Source organism: Comamonas sp. (genome assembly GCF_036666375.1).
Lineage (GTDB): Bacteria > Pseudomonadota > Gammaproteobacteria > Burkholderiales > Burkholderiaceae_C > Comamonas.
Genome location: NZ_JAVWWA010000128.1, coordinates 1 through 8,792 on the forward strand (window position 1 = coordinate 1; position 8,792 = coordinate 8,792).

6 protein-coding genes and 1 tRNA gene are annotated in these 8,792 nt (G+C 65.0%); 5 read left to right on the plus strand and 2 right to left on the minus strand.

The window, feature by feature from the left end; translation table 11 throughout:
- From RR928_RS21890 to RR928_RS21905, 4 genes are all read left to right on the plus strand, one after another.
- A partial coding sequence (locus RR928_RS21890) for a beta strand repeat-containing protein (protein ID WP_332684246.1) occupies positions 1 to 2,624 on the plus strand: 2,624 nt, incomplete at its 5' end.
- Between the two features lie 208 nt (positions 2,625 to 2,832).
- The gene (locus tag RR928_RS21895) at positions 2,833 to 3,513 is read left to right on the plus strand and encodes a transglutaminase-like cysteine peptidase (protein ID WP_332539622.1); all 681 of its coding nucleotides are present in this window, start codon (positions 2,833 to 2,835) and stop codon (positions 3,511 to 3,513) included.
- A gap of 55 nt (positions 3,514 to 3,568) precedes the next feature.
- Positions 3,569 to 5,527, plus strand: a complete 1,959-nt coding sequence (locus RR928_RS21900; protein ID WP_332684248.1) for a bifunctional diguanylate cyclase/phosphodiesterase — start codon at positions 3,569 to 3,571, stop codon at positions 5,525 to 5,527.
- A 72-nt stretch (positions 5,528 to 5,599) separates the two neighbouring features.
- Positions 5,600 to 5,676 (plus strand) — tRNA-Val (locus RR928_RS21905).
- Positions 5,677 to 5,748: 72 nt separating this feature from the next.
- Here the strand turns inward: RR928_RS21905 and RR928_RS21910 are convergent.
- Both RR928_RS21910 and RR928_RS21915 read right to left on the minus strand, forming a co-directional pair.
- Positions 5,749 to 6,378: a thioredoxin domain-containing protein gene (locus RR928_RS21910; protein ID WP_332549554.1), complete on the minus strand. Its 630-nt coding sequence runs from the start codon at positions 6,376 to 6,378 to the stop codon at positions 5,749 to 5,751.
- Between the two features lie 185 nt (positions 6,379 to 6,563).
- On the minus strand, positions 6,564 to 7,211 hold the full coding sequence (locus tag RR928_RS21915; RefSeq protein WP_332684250.1) for a TetR/AcrR family transcriptional regulator: 648 nt from the start codon (positions 7,209 to 7,211) through the stop codon (positions 6,564 to 6,566).
- 160 nt (positions 7,212 to 7,371) lie between these two features.
- On the opposite strand from RR928_RS21915, the gene RR928_RS21920 reads away from it, so the two are divergent.
- A partial coding sequence (locus RR928_RS21920; protein ID WP_332684252.1) for an ABC transporter ATP-binding protein occupies positions 7,372 to 8,792 on the plus strand: 1,421 nt, incomplete at its 3' end.

Here is an 8,792-nt window from a genome sequence, read left to right on the forward strand (position 1 = left end):
ATACCGTCACCAGCAAGGACGGCTCGGCCAGCACGACCATCAAGATCACCATCAATGGAACCAACGAAGCTCCGGTGGTGCAAGCCGTTTCAGGCACAGCGCCCGAAGACAACATCGTGACTGTCGTGCTGCGCGGCACGGACGCCGATGGCACGGTGGCGAGCTTCCAGCTTGCCAGCCTGGCGGCCAACGGCACGTTCTACAAGGATGCTGCCGGCACGGATGTGCTGAAGCTGACGGATGTGTTGACCGCGGCCGGCGACGGTACGGCGAAGATCTACTTCAAGCCCGCGGCGGACTGGAGCGGAACGACCACTTTCGACTACAACGCCAAGGACAATCTGGGCCAAGTCTCGACCAGCCCGGCGACGGGCACCGTCACGGTGACTCCGGTGGCTGACACGCCTGTGGTCAATGTCCAGGTGGGCAGCGGCTCGGCACCAGTGACGACATCGATTACCGCCAGCACCGTGGGCACGGCCAATGCGGGCCATACCGTGACGGCGAAAAATGCCGATGGCGGCAATGCCTCCGTCAGCATCGTCACCGGGACGAACCACGATGGTTTCGGCGTTTCGGGGGCGATCACCACCAACACGGCGGCTGCTTCGGAAGAGCTTGCGGGCAACGGCAGCAAGTCCGAATCGCTGACCATCGCCTTCAACGTGCCGGTCACCAAGATCACCGTGCAGTTCGCCTGGCTGGCCAGCGGCGAGCAGGCGCGCTATGTGATGTATGACGAAGCCGGCAATGTGATCCAGACGGCCACCACGGTGCAAGGCGTGACCGACACCGTCGACGAGCAGTTCTCGCTGACTGCGCCAGTGGGCACGACGATAGGCAAGATCGTGTTCGACGCGCCGCGCAACGGCGACGACTATCTGATCCACAAGGTCACCTACACCACAGCCACCACCTATCCGCTGACCATCACCGCCGATCCGCGCGATGTAGACCATTCGGAGACCATCTCCAAGGTGGTCGTCGAAGTGCCGGTGGGTGTGACGCTGTCTGTGGGCACACAGATCGATGCCACGCACTGGTCGCTGCCATTGACCAGCGATGGCAGCTACGCGGTGAGCGTCGATGCAGCCACCAAGGCGATCACGATCACGGGACTGAAGATGACGGTTCCCGAGAACGTCAGCGTGGGTGAAGTGAAGGTGGTGGCCACGGCCTCCGATGGCAGCAGCACGGCCGAGGGTTCCTACACCTACCACGGCGTGCCGGTGGCGAATGACGATACGGCGACGGCGACGTTGACGTCGGAGAGCGTGACTGCACAGTCCACGCAGACGTTGGCGAATTTCTCCAGCAATGAGACCAATGCGTGGAGGTATACAACCAGCACCACGGTCGACAAGAACACGTCCGAGCTGAATGCCAATGCAGTCCTGAGGACGGACCTGAACAAATGGCTGTCGACTTCCCTTGTCGGTTCGACTCTGGATGCGCAGATCAGCTCCACCGCGCTGGTGCTCAAGGACAACAACGGTTCTGGCTCCGGCGATGCCCAACTGGTCACGCCCACCTACACCGTCTCGACTGCGGGCACCACGCTGCAGTTCAAGGTGGCCAGTGTCACCGGCCTGACCGGCGGTGCGCAGGATTTTGCAACCTGGCAGCTGGTCAAGAGTACCAACGGCGGAACGACCTGGTCGAATGTCGGTGGGCAGGGCGGGTCCATCACTGCCGCCAGCACCATCACTACGGCGGCGCTCGATGCGAATGCGATGTACCGCATCGTGCTGACCGTGAACGAGGGCTACACGAACGCGAGCAACTCCAATGCGGCAGTGACTTTCGACGACTTCGCAGCCATCGTTCCCGGCGCAACGTCGATCCAGTGGACCAGCTCGGCCATCAACGGCTCGGTCACGGCCAATGACACCCTTGGCACGCTGGGCGAAACCTCGGCGCTGTCGGTGTTCAACGGTTCAAGCTGGGTCAGTGCAACTGCCGGCGGCACCACCGTGAACGGCAGCTACGGCACGCTGGTGCTCAAGAGCGATGGTTCCTATATCTACACACCGACGGCCAGCGCCGCGGGTGCGGGCAAGGTCGATCACTTCGAGTACAAGCTGACCCAGGCCGATGGCGATACCGACCAGGCCAGCCTGGATATCACCATCAATGCGACCGGTCCGGGCGCTCCGAGCACGATGTCGGCACGCATGGCGCTGACCAGCACCGAGACCAGCGAGCATGAAGTGCACAGCACCTCGTCCAGCGACACGCTGCTGGGTACGGCCGACGACGACCTGTTTGTCTGGCACCAGGGTGATGCCGGCACGGTTGCCAGCCCGGTCACGGATGTGGTCAAGAACTTCGGCGCCGCGGGCAACGACAAGCTGGATCTGGCCGATCTGCTGCAAGGCGAAGAGGCCGCGAACGATCTGAGCAAGTACCTGCATCTCGAGACCCGCACCGAAGCCGATGGCAAGACCATCGATACGGTGATCAATGTCTCGACGGCCGGCACGCTGGATGCGGCAGGCAACGGCTTCAACCAGCAGATTCTGATCGAGGGCGTGAACCTCACCGGTACCAGCCATGATCAGAACACCATGATCAAGGAGCTGATCGAGCAGGGCAAGCTGAAGATCGACCACAGCGGCAGCTGATGACAAGCGCCATGGGACCGACGGCCCCATGGCGCCGCGCAGGCGAGGGCCTTGCGCCCAAGTGTCGATGCGATTGGTTACAGTAGTGCGCTATCCACGCCGCTGTTTGAGCATTCCCGCAGGCGCCCGGGCCACACAACGGCGGGTGCAGGCTTCTGATCATGCCTTTCCATTGAGCCTTTTGCCTTGCCCTTCGCCACCGCGCCCTTTGCGTCTATCGCGCAGGGCCTGGCTTGGCTATGGCGCCGCGGCCTGTGGCCTCGGACTGCTGCGCGGCGGCCGGGATGCGATCGCGTTTGATTTCGACGCGGGCCGGTTGCAAACCGGCATGCAGTCGCGCTATGGTGCCAAGGGAGCGCAGGCGCTGCGGCAGTGGTTTGACATGCTGCAGCAGCAGACCGGCAAGCCGCTGCAGCAGCAACTGCCCGCGGTCAACCAGTTCTGGAACCGCGCCGTGGTGCAGACCGAAGACAGCGTGCTCTGGTCGCAGCCCGACTACTGGGCGACGCCCGTGGAAACGCTGGGCCGCGGGGCCGGCGATTGCGAGGACTATGTGATCGGCAAGTATTTCTCGCTGCTGCGCCTGGGCGTGGCCGAGGAGAACCTGCGCCTGATCTATGTGCGCGCGCGCATGGGCGGAGTGGGCAGCACGCAGAGCATTGCGCACATGGTTCTGGGCCACTACGCGACACCGACGGCCGAACCCCTGGTGCTCGACAGCATGCTGGACCCCATCCTGCCATCCAGTCAGCGCCGCGATCTGACGCCTGTCTTCAGCTTCAATGCGCAGGGCGTGTATGTGGGCGCAGCGCAGCCGTCACCGGTGGAGCGCATCACGCGCTGGAGCGATCTGCTGGCTCGCATGCGCCAGGAAGGATTTTTGCCATGAATCAAATGGTGCAGGTACAGGCCAATGCATGGCCAGGCACAGAGAGGGCCGCAAGATGTCTTTGTTGAAACAACTTTTGATCAGCGTGACCGTGGCCATCGTGGCCATTCTGATCGGCACGCTGGCCTTCAGCATCGGTGCCGCGCGCGAGTATCTCGACGGGCAACTGCAGTCCGAAGGCGAGAACGCTGCGGCGTCGCTGGCCTTGTCGCTGTCGCAGCCCGCGAACCAGGACCCGGTCACGCGCGAATTGCTGATGATGGCCTTGTTCGACAGCGGGCAGTTTCGGCTGATTCGCCTCACGTCGCCGCAGGGACAGACGCTGTTCGAGCGCAGGCGTGGCGCAGGCGATGGCGCGAAAGCGCAACGCCAGCACGCGCCCCAATGGTTTGCCGCGGCCTTGCCGCTGCACCGCGCCACGGCCGAGCGCGCGATCAGCGACGGCTGGACCCAGGTGGGCCAGCTGACGCTCGAAGTCGACGACAGCTATGCGCGCGCGGCGCTGTGGGGCAGCAGCGTGCGCATGGCAACACTGGTCGTAGGTGCGGGCCTGGCCTGGGCGCTGTTCGTCGTGCTGTTGCTGCAATGGTTTCGCAAGATGCTGCAGCGCGAGATCGCCACGCAGGTGCAGGCGATCGATGCGGGCAGCGCCGCCCAGACCGCGCCCATGGAGCGCTCCATCGTGGCCGAGCTGATGCCCGTGGTGCGCGCCATTGCCGATACGCGCGAGCGCGTGCAGGCGACTTCCATGGAACAGATCGCGCGCATTGAATCGCTGGAGCTCGAAGTCAACTGCGATCCGGGAACGCAATTGCCCAACCGCAAGTACTTCGTCAACGAACTGCGCCGCGCGCTCAGCGGCGACGCGGGCCGTGAGGCCAATGGCTATGTGATGCTGTTTCGCCAATGGGACCTGTTGGCGCTCAACGCCCAGATGTCGCGCGCCAGCGCCGACGCCTGGCTCGCGTCGGTGCTCGAGCATGTGGGCCAGGTGCTCAAGCAGCAGGCCGATGGCGGCCTCCTGCTGGCGCGGCTCAATGGTTCCGACTTCGTCGTGCTCATGCCCGGCCTGGCCGGGCCGCAGGCGATGTCGCTGGTGCAGCAGATCCGCCAGGTGCTGCTGTCGATGCGCGCACGGCTCGCGGGCGGCCAATGGTGCCGCTGGAGTTTCGCGCTGACCGATTATTCGCCCTCGAGCTCGGTCACCGGCGTGCTCTCGCGCCTGGACTATGGGTTGATGCGCGCCGAAAGCTCGGGCCAGGCGGAAGTCGAATACGTGGCCTATGGCGACGACGAAGTCGTCTCGAACATGGCCGGCGAAACGCTGTGGCGCCAGATGCTGATCGAGGCGCTCGAAGCGCAGGCAATGCTGTCGCTGGCCGTGCAGCCCTTGGTGCTGAGCGGCGCGGAACGCACGCTGATGCGCAGCGAAGCGTCGCTGACCTTGAACGCCGCGACCGGCGAGGCCATGATGGGTTCGCTCTTCCTGCCGGTTGCGGTGCGGCTGGGCCTGTCGGCCGATTTCGATGTGCGCGCCGTGGCATTGGGCCTGGCCTGGCTGGAGCAGCGCAGCGATGCCGAACTGGTGGTGCGCATCTCCCTGCCTTCGCTGGCCCAGCCCGATTTTCTCGCGCGTCTGCGCGAAGTGCTGCAGACCGCGCCGCGCCTGCAGCGCCTGTGTCTGGAGCTCGATGCGCATGGCCTCGTCGCCTATCCGCAGGAGGTGACCGAGTTCTGCGGCGCGATGGCCGTGGCCGGCGTGGGCGTGGGCCTGCGCCGCCTGGACCAGCAGCCCATGGCGCTGCCGCATCTGCATACCCTGGCGCTGCGCTATGTGAAGCTCGGTGGCGACTTCGCCGAACAGTCCTGGCAAAGCCCGGGCGCACTGCACCTGCTGCAGGCCATGCTGCAGACCGCAGCCACACTGGGCGTCCAGGTGGTGGTCACCGACTCGGTGAACGCCCAGACATTGCGCATGCTGCTCGCGAACGATGTGCTGACGCCCGCAATTTGAGCTGGCGGGCAAAAAAGTGCGTAGTTTCCTTGGGGCCCTGTTTTATGCTGCTATACTTGCGGCTTCAACGACAGGCGCGTAGCTCAGCTGGTTAGAGCACCACCTTGACATGGTGGGGGTCGTTGGTTCGAGTCCAATCGCGCCTACCAAATAACCATTGGTAAAAAAGCCTTTCAGATCCACGGTCTGAGAGGCTTTTTTCTTTTCGGGCGTGTTGTCCGTCAGCCGCGCGGCGGCGTATCGAGATGGCGTGAAAAGCTGTTGATGCTGCCGTCGTAGTGGAGCTTCACGCCGTCCAGGAAGAAGCTGGGCGTTCCCTTGACGCCGAAATCGTTGTAAGCCTGATCGCTCAAGCGCTGCAGCGCCCGCAGCGCATCCGCATTCTTCATCGCACGGTCGCAGGCTGCACTGTCCACGCCCGATTGCGCCGCGATTTCGCGCAGCACTTTTTCCCTGTCCTTGGCCGCCATGATGTCAGCGCGTTTTGCGCGAAAGCGCGCCAGCGTTGCATCCCTGCGCATCAGGCCGCTGGCGTCGGCGATCAACAGGATGGCACCATCGACGGCATTGTTCACCGTGGGGCGCAGCGCGATCCTGAGCCGGCCGCTGTCGACGTATCTGGACTTGAGCTGCGGCAGCACCTGCTCCTCGAACCGTATGCAGGGTGGGCAGGTCGGCGAGCTGTAGACGATCAGCGTGGAAGGCGCGTTGCCGGCGCCGATGAATCGATCCGCCACGCCGTCAGGCTGCATGAGCGCGGCACCGGCGGCGGCGGGCGTCGCGGCGGAGGCCGTCGCCGTGCCCGCGAGGCCCAGGCACAAGGCCGTGAAAAGAAAAACTCTGGTTTTCATGGGTTCTGGAAAAGCCCGGCTTGCCGCCAACGCCGATGGGCAAATGGCAGCTCGCAAGACTGGGTTGAGTGGGATGGAATAAGCCGACCGCCTGGCTTGAAATCGCCGCTGCGTCGGCCGTGGCGCATGCTAGGACGGTCTTGCCGGTGCAGCCATCGGGGGCAACCCTGGGCAGTGGCGCTCCATCATCGGGGCCGATGGGCGCTCTGTTCTCCCGCGCCGTCGCCTGCTGAAAGCAGCAGCGCACCGACGATCAATGCCTGCATGCCGCGCGTGAATTCCACTTCCATCTCGGCTTCTTCCGCGGCCCGGTCCGCGTCGACCACGGGCTCCTGCGCAGCGACCGAGTACACCGTGTCGGCGGCCGCAAAGCAGTGAAATGCCACCGTTGCCAGCAGCCATTGCGCGCGCTCCTGCGCAATGCCGTAGGCCTGGGCGATGTGGCGCTGGTGCGATTGGATCTTCTCGATGACAGCATCGGAGGCCGCCATGCGGCGCAGCATATAGGGCGTGACCCCCGGATGCGCCTTGACGAACGCCTGTATCGAGGCGCTGAACAGCGTGAGGTAGACGTGCAGCCCTTCGGGGTCGTTGCCCAGGGCCTGGGGAATCCGCCAGCGGCGGATGATTTCATCGGCCACCAGCTGCTTGAGTGCTTCCAGGCTGGCCACATGCTTGTACAGGGCCATGTGGCTCACGCCCAGCGCCGCAGCCACGCCGACAAACGTGATGTTGCGCAGCCCCAGCGCGATGCCGGCGTCGGCAATGCGCGCATGGGTGATGGAGGGTGGGCGGCCGCGTCCGCGCGCGGGGGGCAGGGATGTTGTTTCCATGTTCATTTCAGTGGGGCAGAACTACAGCATCTTAATTAGTTTAGTATTATGCAACTAATTCTGATTCTCAATTACGTACCGTGTCCTCGTTGTTTCTTTATTGGCGGCCATTCTGCGCGCTAACGGGTTGCGCCGACCCTTGCATGTTTGTGTCGGTGCCATGAGTACCCGCGCGACCCAGGAACCCGGGCCGATTTCCCGGGTGCTGCGGCCGATCCGCGGCGCGCTGATTGCCGCGGCGTCGCTGTCGGCACTGGGCGCCGTGCTCACGCTGGTGCCGCTGGCCGCAATGGCGCATATCGCGGCCCTGGCGCTGGGCGCGGCCGGCGCGCTGCCCGATACGCTCTGGTCCATTGTCGGCATCAGCGTGGTCTGTGTGCTGGCGGGCATGGCGGCGATCTCGGCCGGCGAACTGGTGGCGCATCTGGCCGACAACCATCTGACGCACGCCTTGCGCCAGAGCGCGGTGCAGCGCCTGGCGCAGCTGCCGCTGGGCTGGTTCACCGACCGGGCGTCGGGCGAAGTCAAGCAGGCCATGCAGGACGACATAGGCACGCTGCACGAACTGACCGCGCATTTCTTTACCACGGCCGGACGCGCCGCAGGGGCGGTGCTGGCCTGCGCGCTCTATCTGCTGGCCATGGACTGGCGCCTGGCCATCGTCGCACTGCTGCCGTTTCCCGCGTTCTTCGCGTTCTTCGGCCGCGCGGTGAAGCGCAGCGCGGCCAACATGGGCGAGCTTGCGACGGCCATGGGGCGCATCAACAACGCCGTGGTCGAGTTCACGGGCGGCATGCCGGTGCTCAAGGCCTTTGGCGCGGCCGGCAAGTCCCACGGCGCCTACCGCGAGGCGGTCGATTCCTTTGCGCGCGTGTTCACCGATTTCACGCGCCCGCTGGTGGGCGCGATGGCCAATGCCAACGCAATGATCGCGCCCGTGGCGGTGCTGGGCGTGGTGCTGGTTGCGGGCACCTTGTTCGTTGCCCAGGGCTGGATGGCGCCGGCCGACCTGCTGCCGTTTGTGCTGGTCGCGCCGGGCATGTCGGCGCCGCTGCTGCTGCTGCACTATCTGACCCATGACCTCAACGCCGCCGCCGGCGCGGCGCAGCGCGTGCATGCGCTGCTGCAGACGCCTGTACTGGCGCAGCCAGCGCCCGCGCAGCGCGCGATTCCGGCCGGCGCCGAGGTGCGCTTCGAGCAGGTCGGCTACGCCTATGAGGGGCAGGAAAATGTGCTGTCCGATATCAGTTTCACGCTGCGGCCCGGCACGGTGACCGCCGTGGTTGGCGCCTCGGGTTCGGGCAAGTCGACGCTGGCGCGGCTGCTGCTGCGCTTCTTCGATCCCACGCAGGGACGCATCACGCTGGGCGGCGCCGACCTGCGCCAGATGGAAAGCGCCGAACTGTATCGCCGCGTGGGCTTTGTGCTGCAGGAAGTGCGGCTGATCCATGCAAGCGTGGCGGAAAACATCGCGCTGGGCCGGCCCTCGGCCAGCGCCCAGGAGATCGAGCAGGCAGCGCGCGTCGCCAATATCCATGAACGCATACTGCGCCTGCCGCGCGGCTATGACTCGGTGGTGGG

Bases quoted from the DNA above. Each gene is read 5' to 3' on its own strand.
- RR928_RS21900 (WP_332684248.1), top strand. From the start codon at position 3,569: ATGTCTTTGTTGAAACAACTTTTGATCAGCGTGACCGTGGCCATCGTG.
- RR928_RS21910 (WP_332549554.1), bottom strand. From the start codon at position 6,378: ATGAAAACCAGAGTTTTTCTTTTCACGGCCTTGTGCCTGGGCCTCGCG.
- RR928_RS21915 (WP_332684250.1), bottom strand. From the start codon at position 7,211: ATGGAAACAACATCCCTGCCCCCCGCGCGCGGACGCGGCCGCCCACCC.